A 15,900-nucleotide genomic window follows, 5' to 3' on the forward strand; every position below is an offset into this window, starting at 1 on the left:
CGCTTCCGCTTTCGATACATAAAAACATTTGCTGGCATCAATTTTGATGTCCAAAATTTTTGTTTCATAATTAAATGAAACTTTATTGATTAACGTTTTGCTTGTTCAGTTTTCAAGGTTCATGTTGTTTCATTGTCGCGTCATCTCTTGGCGACTCACTTATAGTACCATCGCACGAGCATGAAAGTCAACACTATTTCATAAGTTTTTTAATAGAAAGCTATTTTTCTGCAAAAAACTATGTGAAAAAAGGGGCGTTTAAATCGCGAAAAGTACTGGTATTACTAGGTTTATCGGTCATTCTATTATTATTCTACAAAAACGAAATTTCTTCTGTTATTCCTGTATTTCATGTAACAAATGAGCCAAATGTAATTTCAAAAGGGCATTATGGGCAAACTTTAATATTAGAAGTTAGCTTTTCTCATGATGGTTTTGAACAATGGTTAGAAAATGTGCAACCTCCATATCCTTTACTTGTCTTACACAGTGATTGGATTGAACGATCACCTTCTACAATTGAAATTATACAAAAAAAACGACTACCGACAGCTTTACTCGGAAATGATAGTGAAACGTATGAAATTGACAGTACCATTCAGAAAGAAATTGGTATTTATGAAAAGCACTTTGGACGGAAGCCATTATGGTTTATGACACAAGATTACACATTCTCTGATGAACTAAAGCAAAAAATATTTGCAGAAAGAGTGAATATGATTACACCGACTGCTCTGTGGCAAAACGATATGCAGTTATCAGAAGGAATGATTATTGCTGTACCTATGCACGAAAGTTCTATTATAGACTTTGAACAATTAACTTCTTTTATGCAGAAGCAGCCGTTTGTTTCTATAGAAGAAAACCTATTTGGCTATACAATTAAAACAAAAAGATTTCCTCAGTAAAAAAATGCCTAGAAAGCATGGAGCATACTTTCTAGGCATTTGATATTTAATTTTGAGTTGCTTGCTGCTTCATTGTTTCTTTACGTGCTTTGCGACGAGCTTCAAGTCTTTTACGATCTTCTTCTGATTTTGAATTGTATTTTGGTAGCATTAATAGTTGGTATGCATTAACCGCTATTAATGGGAATAATAATAGTGCGACGTAAGTGTCGATATTACCTTGACGACCCATTAATGCAATAATCCATTCAAGGGATGTAACAACTATCATAAAGAATATCGCAGGAATTAGTACATATTTTTTCTCTGTCATTTTTGTTTTCTGAATTGCTGTTGCAATAGCCGCGCATACTAAAAATAGTAAGAGTCCTATGTAGAATACCCAGTCTTTGGCTGATTCTGCACCGGGGGCAAAACGGAACATTACTAGGTCAACTAAAACGATAATTATTAATAACATTTGTACCCAGTTCCATAATGTCAAAGTTCGGAAAATGTTAACCCCTACTTGGTGTAATGTTAAATATGCGAAGAACCCAGCTTGCGCAATTACGCTCATTGTAAAACCTAATAAAATCATCCATGCGAATGCAGCGATGAATTCGCCAATTTCACCTGCTGCTAAATATGGTTGGAAAAAGTCCCAACGTATAATGATGCCAGCTACACCCGTAACGCCACCACCAACTATCATTGCCATAAAGAAAAATTTAACCCAATTTCGTATTGTCACGACGTAACGTCCCCCATTTTCTAATGTCCTTTATCATTTTATCAATCGCCACATAAAAAAGCTAATACTCGTACAACCCAATACATATTATCCGTAGAAATGTGAACAATAAATGAAAGAGCCTTGTCAAGAAAGGACGGATTAAGCATGTATCGAATATTATTTGTTTTGCTTTCTTTGCTACTTGTTGCCGGTTGTACTGAATCGGACTCAAAAACCGTGTCATATGATGAAGTGAAAAAAATTATGATTGATTCTATTCAAACGGAAGACGGAAAAAAGGCTTTACGCCAAATTTTAGAGGATCCTACTTTCCGAGAGCTACTCGTACTCGATGGCGAAGAAGTGAAAAAAGCAACAGAGCAAACACTATTATCAAAAGAAGCTGAGGAGTTTTGGAAAAAGGCGTTCCAAGATCCGAAATTCAAAGAGGCATTAGCAAAAAGTATGAAAGAACAGCAGCAGGCCATTTTAAAAGATCTAATAAAGGACTCTTCGTACCAGGAGGATTTAATATCTTTTTTTGGACAAAGTGAAATGCAAAAACAATTAGAGACAATTTTAAAAAGTGCCTCTCTTCGCAAAGAAATGGAAAAAGTAGTTATGGACACAATTGATAACCCAATTTTACAATCGAAGTGGCAAGAGCTCATAAGGGCAAGTGGTGAAGCAGCTAGTAGTTCTGGCGGAGGTGCTGGTGGAGGTGCTGGATCAGGTAATGAAGAGAAGAAAGACGAGAAGAAAAACGAAGGTTCTACTAAAGGCAGTGGCCAATAGCGAGTGCTTCAGCTAGCAGGGATACACAAATAATCGACTATGACAATTAATGTAAAGATAGAAAAATCGAGTAATCATCGTTTATTAATAAAAATAGCAGCTTAAATGGGGAAACCCATTCTAAGCCGCTTTTGTTATTTAATTCGTTAATTTCTCAATTACTTTTCGAGCCATATCTAAATATAGCTGACCTGTTGGGTGATTTTCATCATAAATAGAAGGCGCAAAATCGTCATTTGTCCAGTCAGGTTGTCCTAATGGAATTTGACCAAGTAGCTCGGTGCGTAACTCATCAGCAAGTTTTGGTCCGCCGCCTTTACCAAACACGTACTCACGCTCACCTGATTTTGATTCGTACCAAGCCATATTTTCCACAACACCTAAAATGTCATGGTTTGTTTGTAATGCCATAGCACCCGCGCGCGCCGCTACGAAGGCTGCCGTTGGATGCGGTGTAGTAACAACAATTTCTTTTGAAGACGGTAGCATTTGGTGAATATCTAACGCTACGTCTCCTGTGCCCGGCGGTAAATCTAATAACAGGTAATCTAAATCTCCCCACTCAACATCACGGAAAAATTGATCTAATACTTTTCCAAGCATCGGCCCACGCCATACAATTGGTGCATTATTTTCCACGAAAAAGCCCATTGAAATGACTTTCACACCCATACGTTCAACTGGGTAAATACGGTCATCTTTAACAACAGGCATTTCCTGAATACCCATCATATCCGGTACACTAAAGCCATAAATATCGGCGTCAATTAAACCTACTTTTTTGCCGAGGCGAGATAGTGCAACGGCCATGTTTACAGACACCGTTGACTTCCCTACGCCGCCTTTACCAGAGGCAATTGAAATAAATTGCACGCTCGATAATGGTGATAAAATATCTTGCGCTTCCGCCTCAGTTGCTTGGCCACGGAAAGCTTCTAATGCTTCTGCAGAAAGCTCTTCAAAACGAATACCTACTGATTGCGCACCGTTTTCCTTTAACACTTCTACAATTTTCATTTGCAGAGTCATTTGTTCCGGTGTGTTTGTTTTGGCAATTGCCACTTTTACACTCACATGACCTTTTTCCTCTTTAATTGATACGTTTGTGATCCCGTTCGTTTGCTCTAGCGTTTTATGTAAAAATGGATCTTGTAGTTGTCCTAATAGTTCTCTAACTTGTTGTTCGTTCATCGCATGAAACACTCCCCTATTTTGATGTCCATTAGTAGTATATCATACCCATTATTGATGCATAGTAGTTGGTGCCTTATTCGAATTGTAAAAGGAAATAATTTTCGATGCCGCGCACAATCGCCAGCGCCATCTTTTCTTGATAGCCTGGATCGATTAATAATTCTCGCTCTTCTTCATTACTAATGAAACCTGTTTCTACTAAAATCGCAGGTACTTTGGCTTTCTTTAGTAAATAGATTTTCTCAATAGCCAACGCTTCACGGTCTGTATTTTGCATGTGCTCTCGAATAGATGCCTGAATTGCTTTCGCGAGCGCCTCACTTTCTTCATTACCTTCCTTATGATAAAACACTTGTGCACCACGCCATTTACTGTTCGGAATGGCATTTGCATGAATCGTAACGAATAAGTCCGGCTCACTCTTTTGAATGAGTGTCTCACGAAGGAAAATATCTTGTTTTTTGCGTTCACGTAATGTCGCGAATTCTTCTTTCGGAGCATGCTCAGATAAAACGTCCCCATCTGTATTGCGTGTCATAACCACCTCTGCACCGAGTCGCCCGAGCTGCCTGGCAACCTTTTGAGTAATCGCAAGTGTGATATCTTTCTCAATCACATCTGCCTTTGATGCACCCCCGTCAATCCCACCATGCCCTGCGTCTAATACGATTTTAACTCCTCCAAGTGGTTCAGGTAAGAAAAATCGTTTATCGGATGCACTCGTTTCATAAACAACGACAATCATACAGCAAAATAAAATTACAATTAGCGCTAGCCAACGCTTCATATGCACACCACCTTTTGCTTACTATACGCAAAAGGGGTCAAGCATATGCTTTAGTTCACAAGTTCGTTTTGTAATGTTGCATAAAAACCTTTCTGCGACATTAATGTGCCGTGATTACCGTGCTCTAAAATACGCCCATCTTTAATGACTAAAATTTGATCAGCATTTTCGATTGTTTTTAAGCGATGTGCGATGACAAAACTCGTACGTCCTTGCATTAAGTTATTTAACCCTTTTTGAATATGCACTTCTGTCATCGTATCTACACTAGAAGTAGCTTCATCTAAAATCAATATATCTGGGTCTTCTAAAATAGCGCGTGCAATGGCAATCAGTTGCCGCTGTCCTTGACTTAAATTCATCCCACCAGAAGTTAGGAGTGTGTCGTACTGTTGCGGTAAGTATTTAATGAAGTTATGTGCATACGCAATTTTCGCTGCTTGTTCTACTTCTGCATCGGTTGCCCCCAGTTTACCGAAGCGAATATTTTCTCTTACTGTACCGGAAAATAAATACGTATCTTGCAGTACAACACCAACATGGTCGCGAACATTTGACATTTTATACGACTCGATTGGCACACCGTCTAGTAAGAGTTTGCCGCCTGTTGCATCATAAAAACGCGTTAATAGCTGGATAATCGTCGTCTTCCCTGAGCCAGTAGGACCTACCAGTGCAATTGTCTCGCCTGCACGTGCTGTAAAGTCGATGCCCCGTAAAATTGGTTTACCTTGTTCATAGGAGAAAGTTACTTGTTCAAATTGAACGTCGCCATTCAATTGCTGTTTACTAATCGCATTTGGCGCATCTTCAATCTCTTCCTGCTCATCTAAAATTTCAAATACGCGCTCCGCCCCAGCAATAGCCGATTGGAATGTATTGAGTAAACTCGATAATTGGTTGATTGGACGGAAAAATTGACGTGTATATGTGACGAACGACGCGATGACCCCAATTGTCACCGAGCCATAAACGGCCATAACTGCACCTGATCCAATTACAAGTCCAAGCCCTAAGTTATTCATAAAGTTATTAATTGGTCCCATAAAACCTGAAATAATATCCGCACGCATAGCAGAACCTCGCAGTCGCTCATTTGCCTCTGTAAATTCTACTAATGTTTGCTTCTCTTTACTAAATAACGTTGTAATATCTGCATTCGAAATCGTCTCTTCAATATAGCCATTTAACTGACCTAAATCACGTTGCCGCGCAACAAAGTTCACACTGCTACGTTTAATAATTTGTTTTGTCGCCCACACAATGAGCGGAATAACTAGGAGTGTTACAATAGCTAGCATCCAGTTTAAATAAAAAAGCGCAATTGCTGTTCCAATAATCGTCAAAACCGAAGACACAATTTGAATAACACTTTGTGAAAGGGCGGCATTTAAACTTTCAATATCATTCGTCATGCGACTCATTAAATCACCTTGCTGACGTTTATCAAAAAACGAAAGCGGTAACGACTGTAACTTATCAAATAATTGCTGGCGTAATGTACGAATCGTTTTCTGCGCAACACGAATCATAACGAATGTTTGAAGCCATGTTAATAGTGAGGACACAGTAAAGATTGCCGCGAGCATAAGTGACATACTAATTGCCCCGCTCACATTTCTCTTAATAATATAATCATCTATAATAATCCCGATTAACAATGGCCCTAATAAACTTAATAGCGAGCTAATAATGACAAATGCGACAGCGCTAATCATGCCAAGCTTTTGCTGACGTAAATAAGTCCAAATACGCTTTAATGTCTGTTGTTGATTTTTCGGCTTTACGACAGGTCCGTTAAATCTTCCGCCTGGATGTCGCATTGGTAGGGGTCCCGCTGGTAGTTTATTCATTCAACGTCCCTCCCTTTTCCGCTTGCGTTTGGGCAATTTGTTGATACAGTGCGCTCGCTTTTAATAGCTCCTCATGTGTACCAATTGCCGCCAATTGACCGTCATCTAGTACAAGAATTTTATCGGCGTCCTTAATGGAAGAAATTTTAGACGATACAATAAATTTCGTCGACTGATCAAATTGCGTTCGTATTGCTTGTTGGATTTTCTTTTCAGAAATACTATCAACCGCACTTGTGACATCATCTAATACTAGAATCGCCGGCTGACGTACAAAGGCGCGTGCCATAGCAAGACGCTGCTTTTGTCCCCCCGATAAATTCGTAGCACCTTGTGTTAGTTTGTGTGCTGTTTGCTCTGGTAGCTTATCCACGAATTCAGCTGCACAAGCTGTTAAAAGTGCCTCTGCAATTTCTTCATCTGTTGCCTGCTCATTGCCGTAGCGAATATTTTCTGCAATTGTTTTAGAAAATAACGTAGCCCTTTGTGGTGCAAAACCGATCGACTCTCGAATATGCCGCACATCATATTGTGTAACTGGTACGCCGTCGATTTTCACCATACCTGTATCGACATTAAATAGTCGTGGTATCATTTTAACAAGTGTCGATTTCCCACTACCGGTCATCCCAATAATACCAATCGTCTCACCAGCTCGTGCCGTAAATGAAATGTTTTTCAACACGGGTTCTGTATCTTTATTATATGAAAAACTCACATTTTCAAATTCGATATCTCCGCGCACAGTATGTATAACGGGCTGCTCATCGTTCGTAATATCCGTTTGTTCCTCTAGTACTCGCACGATACGCTCTGCACTCGGCATCGCACGCGCCAGCTGTACAAGTACCATCGAAGAACTCATTAACCCGTTCATGACCATCATTAAATAGTTGATGAATGCTAAAATAACCCCTACTTGAATTGTGCCACTATCTACTTTAATCGCACCAAGCCACAATGCCGCTATCATTCCCAAATTCACGACAAACATTGTCAGCGGACCTAAAATCCCAACAATTTGATCTGCAGTAATATTACGTTTCATCAGCTCTGTATTCACATCAGCGAACCCGTCGATTTGATGTTGCTTACGATTGTACGCTTTTATAACACGAATACCTGCAAGATTCTCCTGTACTTTCGTGTTCACTTTGTCGACAACAAGCTGCACTTTAGAAAAAAGCTTGCCGGAAATCATCGTAAAGAAATAGACACTTACGGCTAGAATTGGTACAACGACAAGTAATATTGAAAATAGCTCCCGCGCTGTAAAAAAGACGATGACAACAGCACCGATAAACATCATCGGACCACGCACAAAAATTTTCAGTAGCATTGTGAGTGCCCGTTGTAGCATTTCCACATCACTCGTTAAATTCGTAATAAGCTTACCCAGTGTAAATTTGTCCTTACTGCTACTCGAAAAATATATAATTGTTTCGTATAGATCATGTCGTATATCTGTCGCAAAGTTGACTGCTGCACGTGATGCGTAAACGGAGCAACCAATCCCCCCGACTAACCCTAAAACAGCTGCACCAATCATAAGACCGAACATTTTTAAAATATACAGTGTATCATCCTTTGCAATTCCGTCATCGATAATGTGCTGTAAAATAGTTGGTTGTATTAAATCCATCCCAACTTCTAGTAGCATCATGAGGGGTGCAATAATTGCAAATGCCATATATGGCTTTAAATACTTTGTTAGCTTTAAAACTGCCTGCATTTATGTACCTCCCTTTATCTAGTCTTCCTGCTTACCTTGTTCTGCAAGCTCATCTAAACGAAACATCACCTTAAATTCATTCATAATTGCTTCGGTTGCTTTTAACTCCCCCGCAATCATCGGATGAATTGACTGTAGCTCCGTTGCTTCCAACTGCCCTTTTAATGTATCGCGTTTCGTTTCTAATTGTTGATAAAACATTAACGCTCGGCCACGTCTAAACGTCTGTGCACCACCACGTCTATTACCACGTCCGCATTTTTCTTCACTCATACTATCACCTCAATGAATACAATTGTATACCAATGTATACAATTTGACTACTTGCAAAAACGCAAAAAAACCCCCCAAGGAAAATCCTTGAGAGGTTGGAAGTTCGATATAAACGTAAAATTAACGTTTTGAGAACTGAGGTGCACGACGAGCGCCGCGTAGACCTGGTTTTTTACGTTCTTTCATACGAGCATCACGAGTAAGTAAGCCAGCAGATTTAAGAACTGGACGGAAATCTGGATCAACTTGTAGTAAAGCACGTGCGATACCATGACGGATTGCACCAGCTTGACCAGTGAAACCACCACCGTTTACGTTAACGTGAACGTCATAGCTACCTTTTGTTTCAGTTGCTTCAAGTGGTTGGTTGATGATTAAAAGTAAAGTTTCATATGGTAGGTAATCAGCAACGTCACGGTTGTTAATTACGATTTTGCCTTCGCCTGGTACTAAACGTACGCGAGCTGTAGAGCTTTTACGGCGACCAGTGCCGATGTATTGAACTTGTGCCAAGGTTGTATCCTCCTATTAATTTAGTATATTAACCGCGAAGCTCGTATGCTTCTGGTTTTTGTGCAGCGTGTGGGTGTTCTGTACCAACATAAACGTTAAGTTTAGTGAACATTTTGCGACCTAAAGAGTTTTTAGGTAACATACCTTTAACTGCTAACTCAATCATTTGAGTTGGGTATTTCGCTTTCATTTCTCCAGCTGTACGTTGTTTTAATCCGCCAGAGAATTGAGTGTGACGGTAGTAAATTTTACCTTCTAATTTATTACCAGTTAACTCAATTTTATCAGCGTTGATGATGATTACGTGATCACCTGTATCAACGTTTGGTGTGAAAGTTGGTTTATGTTTACCGCGTAGGATAGCAGCTACTTCAGAAGCTAAACGTCCAAGAGTTTGGCCTTCTGCGTCAATTACTAACCACTTACGGTCTACTTCGTGGCCTTTAGCCATGAAAGTTGTACGCATGTTTGTATCCTCCTAATCGATATTAAATTACCGTTATTTTTCATTATATACACTTATAAGTTTCGGGGCTTATTTTGTGGTGGTAATGAAAATACCATACATCATCATATACTTAATAACGTTTAAAGTCAAGCCATTTAATTGAACACCTGGAGAGGTTGTTAAAGTACTGAAGACGCACTTTTTCCCCGTTATTTCTCAACATCATAATAAACTTTTTCTAAATATAAACCATGTGCTGGTGCGGTTTTCCCTGCATTACCACGGTCTAATGAAGCGATTGCCGCTGCTACACTTTCAGGCGTGCGGCGGCCAATACCCACTTCCCATAAAGTACCTGCAATAATACGCACCATATTATATAGGAAACCATTTCCTTCGATTGTCATATGCAGTTCATCACCGTGCCAATTAAGCTCTAACGCATGTACGGTACGCACCTTATCGATCACACTCGTATTAGCTGCGCAAAAGCATGTAAAATCATGTGTACCCAAAATTGCATGCGCTGCCTTTCGCATCATTTCAACATTTGGTTTTACACCGTTCGTTTCAACCGAATAAAAACGATTGAACGGGCTTTGTACTGTACTACAGTCCCAAATATAGCGATAGCGTTTACCACTAACGCTATAGCGCGCGTGAAAATCATCTGCTACTTGCTCTACTGACAAAACACGAATATCTCGAGGTAGCTGCACATTTAAAGCCTTTTGATACTTATCAAGGGGAATCGCTAGTGGTGTGTCAAAATGAATGACCTGGCCGCTCGCATGTACACGTGCATCCGTGCGACCACTCGCTGTAACATGTACTTTTTCTCCTTTATGCATCGTCATAAGTACCTTTTCTAACTCCAGCTGAACTGTACGCTCACCTGGCTGGACTTGATAACCAGAAAACTGCGTACCGTCATAACTAATTGTCGCCTTTAGTCTCATTTGTAATCTCCTAACTTAACTACGATAGAAGAACAACAGCACCGCCATTGCAATTAGCGCCACTAAACTTATCGTATCACCAAAATCCCATTTCAACTGGCGATAGCGTGTTCTTCCTTCACCGCCACGATAGCCGCGCACTTCCATCGCTGTCGCTAAGTCTTCCGCACGTTTAAACGCACTAACAAATAGTGGAACAAGCAGTGGAACAACAGCTTTCAAACGGTCTTTAATAGACCCTGCACTAAGATCTGAGCCACGTGCCATTTGAGCCTTCATAATTTTATCTGTCTCATCCATTAATGTAGGAATAAAACGTAATGAAATCGACATCATTAACGCCAGCTCGTGCACTGGCATTTTTATTTTCTTCAATGGACCAAGTAACACTTCAATACCGTCCGTAATTGAGATCGGTGACGTCGTTAATGTTAAAATCGACGTCATAAAAACAAGCACTAAAAAACGTGTTGATATGAAAATCCCTTGTTTCAAACCTTCTTCATAGATTTTAATAAAGCCTAAATCTAGAATAACATTGCCTTCACGCGTAAACAGTACATGTAACAAGAACGTAAATATCATTAATATAATGACCGGCTTTAAACCGTTAATTAAAAAATATAAACGAATGCGCGAAATTAATACTACAAATAGTGTAAACGCCAGCAAGAGGGCATATGTCACTACATTATTCGCTAAAAATACGATAATTATAAAAGCAAAGACAAAGATTAACTTCGAACGAGGATCGAGCCTATGTACGAACGAGTCTCCTGGAATGTAGCGCCCGAAGATCATTTTCTCCATCATAACTCGCCACGCTCCTCTTTTATTGCCCGTGCAATTTCAACCGCGAGCTCTTCTTCTGTTAAACAAATTTTTGCTAATCGTTTATCCATCATGGCCTCCACACGTCTTTGGAAACGGACAATGCGTGGCGGTTCTAAACGATATTTCGCAAGTGTTTCAGTATCCCCGAAAATTTCACGCGGTTCTCCCGCTAATACACAACGCCCTTCATGCATAATCGATACACGATCTGCATAACGTGCTGCATCTTCCATACTATGCGTTACGAGAATTGTCGTTAACCCTTGCTCTTTATGCAGCTGATAAAACATTTCCATCATTTCTTTTTGACCGCGTGGATCTAGCCCTGCTGTCGGTTCGTCTAAGACAATCACTTCAGGTTGCATGGCAAGCACCCCTGCTATGGCTACACGGCGCATTTGTCCACCTGATAAATCAAACGGTGACTTCTCTAACACTTCTTCCGTTAAACCAACAAGTGTAATGAGCTCTCGCGCACGATGCTCTGCTTCCTGTTCTGACACTCCAAAATTCATCGGACCGAACATAATATCCTTTAATACAGTTTCTTCAAATAGCTGATGCTCAGGAAACTGGAACACAATCCCGACCTTTTGACGAATTGGCTTTAATTCCTTCGCCTTTTTCCCTGCTTCAATGACGCGGTCGCCAATGTGCACTTCACCACTAGAAGGCTTCAGTAACCCATTAAAATGTTGCAAGATAGTGGATTTCCCTGAACCAGTATGACCGATAATCGCTTGATATGATTTATCTGCAATGGCTAAATCTACATCAAATAGCGCAAATTTCTCGAATGGTGTGCCTTTGGAATAAGCATAGCTTACTTGTTGAAGTTTGATGTCCATAAATCATTCACCAGCTCTTCTTCTGTCATATGTTGTCCTACTAGCTGTACACCTTGTGCTTGTATGAGCTTCGTCATTTTCATAGCAAAAGGCAGATCTAACCCAAAGGCGATTAACTCCTCACCTAATGCAAAGATTTCACTCGGTGTACCTTCCGCATACTTTTTCCCGTCATTCATAAAAATAATACGGTCTGCTAGTATTGCTTCTTCTAAATCATGCGTAATCGAAATAACGGTTAAACCAATTTTCTCACGCAAAGCTTGTACTGTATTTAAAACTTCCTCACGTCCTTGTGGATCGAGCATAGATGTTGCTTCATCTAATATAAGGAGCTTGGGATGCATCGCAAGCGCTCCTGCGATAGCAACACGCTGTTTTTGACCTCCTGATAAATGATGAGGCTCTTGATTTAAAAAGCCTTCCATTTTAACTTGCTTCAGCGAGTCGTGTACACGCTCAACCATTTCAGCATACGGTACACCATTATTTTCAAGGGAAAATGCCACATCATCTTGTACAGTTGCCCCAACAAACTGGTTATCAGGATTTTGGAACACCATACCGATTTGTGAACGTATTTTCCATAAATTTTCTTCAGTAAGTACTTCACGCATAACGCGGACTTCGCCTTCTTCCGGGAATAGTAAACCGCTCATTAATTTTGCCGTTGTGGATTTCCCAGAACCGTTATGACCAACAATTGCAATCCACTCCCCTTCCTGCACAGCAAATGTAACAGACTGAACTGCTTTGCGTGCTTCTTTTTCATCAGGGGTATAGGAGAACGTTACGTTGTTGAATGATAATATTTCTGTCATACCTCGGCTCCTCTCTTTCTCAGCTCTACTCTTTAACTTACACCGTTTTTATATGTTGCGCTAGCATTTATCACATTTTTCAACATATATAAAAATAAAGCACGTTACTAAGCAAAGTTGCCGAACGTACTTTATGTTTGTATATGTATAACGGAAGAAGTGGTACTATTCGCCATTCTTCTTTAGAATAAAAAAGCGCGCACCTCATTCAGAGAAATGCGCTTTTGACTACATTTGAGTAAGAACACGGCTGCTCATTTCCGTATTCTTGTGAATGAGGTGCGGAGAGCTAGACGAGACGCCGTACACGATGTACCCGCTCATCATAACGCTCAGCTTAATTATTGTCGTATAAATCGAATAAAATATTATTTAAAAAAGGGAGTGCCGTTCAACAGGTGAACTAGGCACCCCCCAAAACACGCTAAGTTAGGATTAAACTAATTCAATCACAACTACAGGTGCGCCGTCTCCACGACGAGGACCTACTTTAAGGATACGAGTGTAACCACCTTGACGTTCTGTGTAACGTGGTGCAACATCATCAAATAACTTTTGAAGTGCAAATGAAGTTGTTTCGTTACCTTCTTCGTCAGTTGTAGTAACTAACTCACGACGGATGAATGCTGCCGCTTGACGACGAGCATGTAAATCACCGCGTTTACCTAAAGTAATCATTTTTTCAACAGCTTTACGAACTTCCTTCGCGCGAGCTTCAGTCGTTTCGATACGCTCGTTGATGATTAAGTCAGTAGCTAAGTCACGTAACATCGCTTTACGTTGAGAACTTGTACGACCAAGTTTTCTGTAACCCATGGACGTTTCCCTCCTTTTAAAATATCTGATCTAGCTTAATAGTATAAGTTCGCTTAGTCTTCTTTACGTAATCCTAAACCAAGCTCTTCTAACTTCGCTTTAACTTCTTCTAAAGATTTACGACCAAGGTTGCGTACTTTCATCATGTCATCTTCTGACTTATTAGCTAACTCTAGTACTGTATTAATACCAGCACGCTTTAAGCAGTTGTAAGAACGTACAGAAAGATCAAGCTCTTCGATAGTCATCTCTAAAACTTTTTCTTTTTGATCTTCTTCTTTTTCAACCATGATTTCAGCCGTTTGCGCTTCGTTTGTCATACCTACGAAGATATTTAAATGCTCTGTTAAAATTTTAGCTCCAAGCGAAATCGCCTCTTTCGGACCGATGCTACCATCTGTCCACACATCAAGTGATAACTTATCGTAGTCAGAGTTTTGTCCAACACGAGTGTTTTCAACTTGGAAATTGACGCGTGAAACTGGAGTGTAAATAGAGTCGATCGGGATCACGCCGATAGGAAGATCCTCACGTTTGTTTTGATCAGCAGGAGTGTAACCACGGCCTCGTTGTGCGTACATACGCATACGTAAATGACCGTTTTTAGCGATTGTTGCAATATATAGATCTGGATTTAAAATTTCAACGTCACTGTCATGTGTAATGTCAGCAGCTGTTATCGTTCCGTCACCCTTCACATCAATCTCAATGACTTTTTCTTCGTCAGAGTAGATTTTTAAAGCTAGCTTTTTCACGTTTAAGATAATTGATGCAACATCTTCTACTACGCCTTCTACAGTTGAGAATTCGTGTAATACGCCGTCAATTTGAATTGACGTAACAGCAGCTCCTGGTAATGAAGACAGAAGGATTCGACGTAAAGAATTACCCAAAGTGTTTCCATATCCGCGTTCTAGCGGTTCTACAACAAACTTGCCATACTTGGCATCTTCGCTGATCTCCACTGTTTCAATCTTTGGTTTTTCAATTTCGATCATTCAATTTACCCTCCTTCAAAACATCAAATGTATAGGTTCATACCATCATAGTTGTCGATCTTGATTGACCGTTATAAATTGCACAAGACTTTTTGCACAAAGAAATGATGTACTTAAAGGCATTATACCCTTAAGCTGCACCCATTACACGCGACGACGTTTTGGCGGACGGCAACCGTTATGAGGAACTGGAGTAACGTCTTTAATAGCAGTTACTTCTAAACCAGCAGCTTGAAGTGCACGAATTGCAGCTTCACGACCAGCACCAGGACCTTTAACAGTTACTTCCAACGTTTTCAGACCATGTTCAAGGGATGTCTTTGCAGCAGTTTCAGCAGCCATTTGAGCAGCAAATGGAGTTGATTTACGTGAACCACGGAAACCTAAAGCACCAGCTGAAGACCATGATACAGCATTACCTTGCATATCTGTAATCGTTACGATTGTATTGTTAAATGTAGAACGGATGTGTGCAATACCAGCTTCGATATTCTTTTTCACACGACGTTTACGAGTTTGTTGTTTACGAGCCATGTTAAGAAGGAACCTCCTTTACTTAATTATTTTTTCTTGTTCGCTACAGTTTTACGAGGACCTTTACGCGTACGCGCATTGTTTTTCGTATTTTGACCACGAACAGGTAAACCACGACGGTGACGGATACCACGGTTACAACCGATTTCCATCAGACGTTTAATATTAAGTGAAATTTCGCGACGTAAGTCACCTTCCACTTTTAGAGTGTCTAGTTGCTCACGGATTTGGTTCAATTGATCTTCAGTTAAGTCGCGTACGCGTGTATCTTCGTTGATACCTGCAGCAGCTAATACTTTTTGTGAAGTTGTTTTACCAATACCGTAAATGTAAGTTAAAGAAATTACCACGCGTTTGTCGCGAGGAATGTCAACACCAGCAATACGTGCCATGTACGTTGTGCACCTCCTTATTAATTACCCTTGTTTTTGTTTGTGTTTAGGATTTTCACAGATTACCATTACTTTACCGCGTCGGCGAATTACTTTACATTTTTCGCAGATCGGTTTCACAGATGGTCTCACTTTCATCTAACCTAACCTCCTTAGTAGTCCGGAGTGCAAAAGATTATTTAAAACGGTATGTGATACGACCGCGAGTTAAATCATAAGGAGATAACTCAATAGTAACCTTATCTCCAGGTAGAATGCGGATAAAGTGCATACGTATCTTTCCAGAAACGTGTGCAAGCACTGTGTGCCCATTTTCTAATTCTACCTTAAACATCGCGTTTGGCAAAGTCTCAACAACTGTCCCTTCGACTTCAATTACATCATCTTTCGCCATTCACTCTCGTCTCCCTTCTATATGCAAATTCTGATTACCCAGCAGATAACCAATATAACTGTTTTCTTCCTATATTAGAAGCAACT

Annotated in this window: 20 protein-coding genes; 2 read left to right on the top strand and 18 right to left on the bottom strand. The window is 40.1% G+C overall.

Annotated features, from left to right (window positions below; all coding sequences use genetic code 11):
• Nucleotides 1-101: 101 nt before the first annotated feature.
• A complete protein-coding gene (locus AAFN87_RS17560) occupies nucleotides 102-908 on the top strand; it encodes a hypothetical protein (RefSeq protein ID WP_347792370.1) in 807 nt (268 codons plus the stop codon).
• Between the two features lie 46 nt (nucleotides 909-954).
• Here the strand turns inward: AAFN87_RS17560 and AAFN87_RS17565 are convergent, their stop codons facing one another.
• Entirely contained in the window at nucleotides 955-1,641 is a 687-nt protein-coding gene (locus AAFN87_RS17565) for a KinB-signaling pathway activation protein (protein ID WP_347792371.1), read from the bottom strand.
• A 147-nt stretch (nucleotides 1,642-1,788) separates the two neighbouring features.
• Between AAFN87_RS17565 and gerD the strand changes: the two genes are divergently transcribed.
• Entirely contained in the window at nucleotides 1,789-2,418 is a 630-nt protein-coding gene (gerD, locus tag AAFN87_RS17570; RefSeq protein WP_347792372.1) for a spore germination lipoprotein GerD, read from the top strand.
• A 138-nt stretch (nucleotides 2,419-2,556) separates the two neighbouring features.
• Here gerD and AAFN87_RS17575 read toward each other — a convergent pair whose 3' ends face one another.
• The 17 genes from AAFN87_RS17575 to infA form a co-directional block, all read right to left on the bottom strand.
• Complete coding sequence (locus AAFN87_RS17575) at nucleotides 2,557-3,609, bottom strand: Mrp/NBP35 family ATP-binding protein (RefSeq protein ID WP_347792373.1); 1,053 nt, start codon at nucleotides 3,607-3,609, stop codon at nucleotides 2,557-2,559.
• A 76-nt stretch (nucleotides 3,610-3,685) separates the two neighbouring features.
• The gene (locus tag AAFN87_RS17580) at nucleotides 3,686-4,399 is read right to left on the bottom strand and encodes an N-acetylmuramoyl-L-alanine amidase (protein WP_347792374.1); all 714 of its coding nucleotides are present in this window, start codon (nucleotides 4,397-4,399) and stop codon (nucleotides 3,686-3,688) included.
• A 50-nt stretch (nucleotides 4,400-4,449) separates the two neighbouring features.
• Nucleotides 4,450-6,252, bottom strand: a complete 1,803-nt coding sequence (locus AAFN87_RS17585) for an ABC transporter ATP-binding protein (RefSeq protein ID WP_347792375.1) — start codon at nucleotides 6,250-6,252, stop codon at nucleotides 4,450-4,452.
• A complete protein-coding gene (locus AAFN87_RS17590; RefSeq protein WP_347792376.1) occupies nucleotides 6,245-7,984 on the bottom strand; it encodes an ABC transporter ATP-binding protein in 1,740 nt (579 codons plus the stop codon). The genes AAFN87_RS17585 and AAFN87_RS17590 overlap by 8 nt, the downstream gene beginning before the upstream one ends.
• A gap of 18 nt (nucleotides 7,985-8,002) precedes the next feature.
• Nucleotides 8,003-8,257: a 2-keto-3-deoxygluconate kinase gene (locus tag AAFN87_RS17595; protein WP_347792377.1), complete on the bottom strand. Its 255-nt coding sequence runs from the start codon at nucleotides 8,255-8,257 to the stop codon at nucleotides 8,003-8,005.
• A gap of 120 nt (nucleotides 8,258-8,377) precedes the next feature.
• Nucleotides 8,378-8,770, bottom strand: a complete 393-nt coding sequence (gene rpsI, locus AAFN87_RS17600; protein WP_347792378.1) for a 30S ribosomal protein S9 — start codon at nucleotides 8,768-8,770, stop codon at nucleotides 8,378-8,380.
• 28 nt (nucleotides 8,771-8,798) lie between these two features.
• Nucleotides 8,799-9,236 carry a 50S ribosomal protein L13 gene (gene rplM, locus AAFN87_RS17605; RefSeq protein ID WP_347792379.1) on the bottom strand — a complete coding sequence of 146 codons (438 nt, stop codon included), beginning with the start codon at nucleotides 9,234-9,236 and terminating at the stop codon, nucleotides 8,799-8,801.
• Between the two features lie 191 nt (nucleotides 9,237-9,427).
• Complete coding sequence (gene truA, locus AAFN87_RS17610; protein ID WP_347792380.1) at nucleotides 9,428-10,177, bottom strand: tRNA pseudouridine(38-40) synthase TruA; 750 nt, start codon at nucleotides 10,175-10,177, stop codon at nucleotides 9,428-9,430.
• Between the two features lie 15 nt (nucleotides 10,178-10,192).
• Nucleotides 10,193-10,990 (bottom strand): energy-coupling factor transporter transmembrane component T family protein, encoded by a 798-nt coding sequence (locus AAFN87_RS17615; RefSeq protein WP_347792381.1) that lies wholly within the window; start codon nucleotides 10,988-10,990, stop codon nucleotides 10,193-10,195.
• Nucleotides 10,987-11,859 carry an energy-coupling factor ABC transporter ATP-binding protein gene (locus AAFN87_RS17620; RefSeq protein WP_347792382.1) on the bottom strand — a complete coding sequence of 291 codons (873 nt, stop codon included), beginning with the start codon at nucleotides 11,857-11,859 and terminating at the stop codon, nucleotides 10,987-10,989. The genes AAFN87_RS17615 and AAFN87_RS17620 overlap by 4 nt, the downstream gene beginning before the upstream one ends.
• Entirely contained in the window at nucleotides 11,835-12,680 is an 846-nt protein-coding gene (locus AAFN87_RS17625) for an energy-coupling factor ABC transporter ATP-binding protein (RefSeq protein ID WP_347792383.1), read from the bottom strand. Before AAFN87_RS17625 ends, AAFN87_RS17620 begins: the two co-directional genes overlap by 25 nt.
• 435 nt (nucleotides 12,681-13,115) lie before the next feature.
• Nucleotides 13,116-13,496: a 50S ribosomal protein L17 gene (gene rplQ / locus AAFN87_RS17630; RefSeq protein WP_332649187.1), complete on the bottom strand. Its 381-nt coding sequence runs from the start codon at nucleotides 13,494-13,496 to the stop codon at nucleotides 13,116-13,118.
• Nucleotides 13,497-13,549: 53 nt separating this feature from the next.
• Entirely contained in the window at nucleotides 13,550-14,494 is a 945-nt protein-coding gene (locus tag AAFN87_RS17635) for a DNA-directed RNA polymerase subunit alpha (RefSeq protein WP_347792384.1), read from the bottom strand.
• Nucleotides 14,495-14,638: 144 nt separating this feature from the next.
• Complete coding sequence (gene rpsK, locus AAFN87_RS17640) at nucleotides 14,639-15,028, bottom strand: 30S ribosomal protein S11 (RefSeq protein WP_332649184.1); 390 nt, start codon at nucleotides 15,026-15,028, stop codon at nucleotides 14,639-14,641.
• 26 nt (nucleotides 15,029-15,054) lie between these two features.
• Nucleotides 15,055-15,420, bottom strand: a complete 366-nt coding sequence (gene rpsM / locus AAFN87_RS17645; RefSeq protein WP_347792385.1) for a 30S ribosomal protein S13 — start codon at nucleotides 15,418-15,420, stop codon at nucleotides 15,055-15,057.
• 24 nt (nucleotides 15,421-15,444) lie between these two features.
• Entirely contained in the window at nucleotides 15,445-15,558 is a 114-nt protein-coding gene (gene rpmJ / locus AAFN87_RS17650) for a 50S ribosomal protein L36 (protein WP_000868344.1), read from the bottom strand.
• A 37-nt stretch (nucleotides 15,559-15,595) separates the two neighbouring features.
• The gene (infA, locus tag AAFN87_RS17655; RefSeq protein WP_016839390.1) at nucleotides 15,596-15,814 is read right to left on the bottom strand and encodes a translation initiation factor IF-1; all 219 of its coding nucleotides are present in this window, start codon (nucleotides 15,812-15,814) and stop codon (nucleotides 15,596-15,598) included.
• Nucleotides 15,815-15,900 lie beyond the last annotated feature (86 nt).

This window comes from Solibacillus sp. CAU 1738 (assembly GCF_039888725.1).
GTDB lineage: Bacteria > Bacillota > Bacilli > Bacillales_A > Planococcaceae > Metasolibacillus.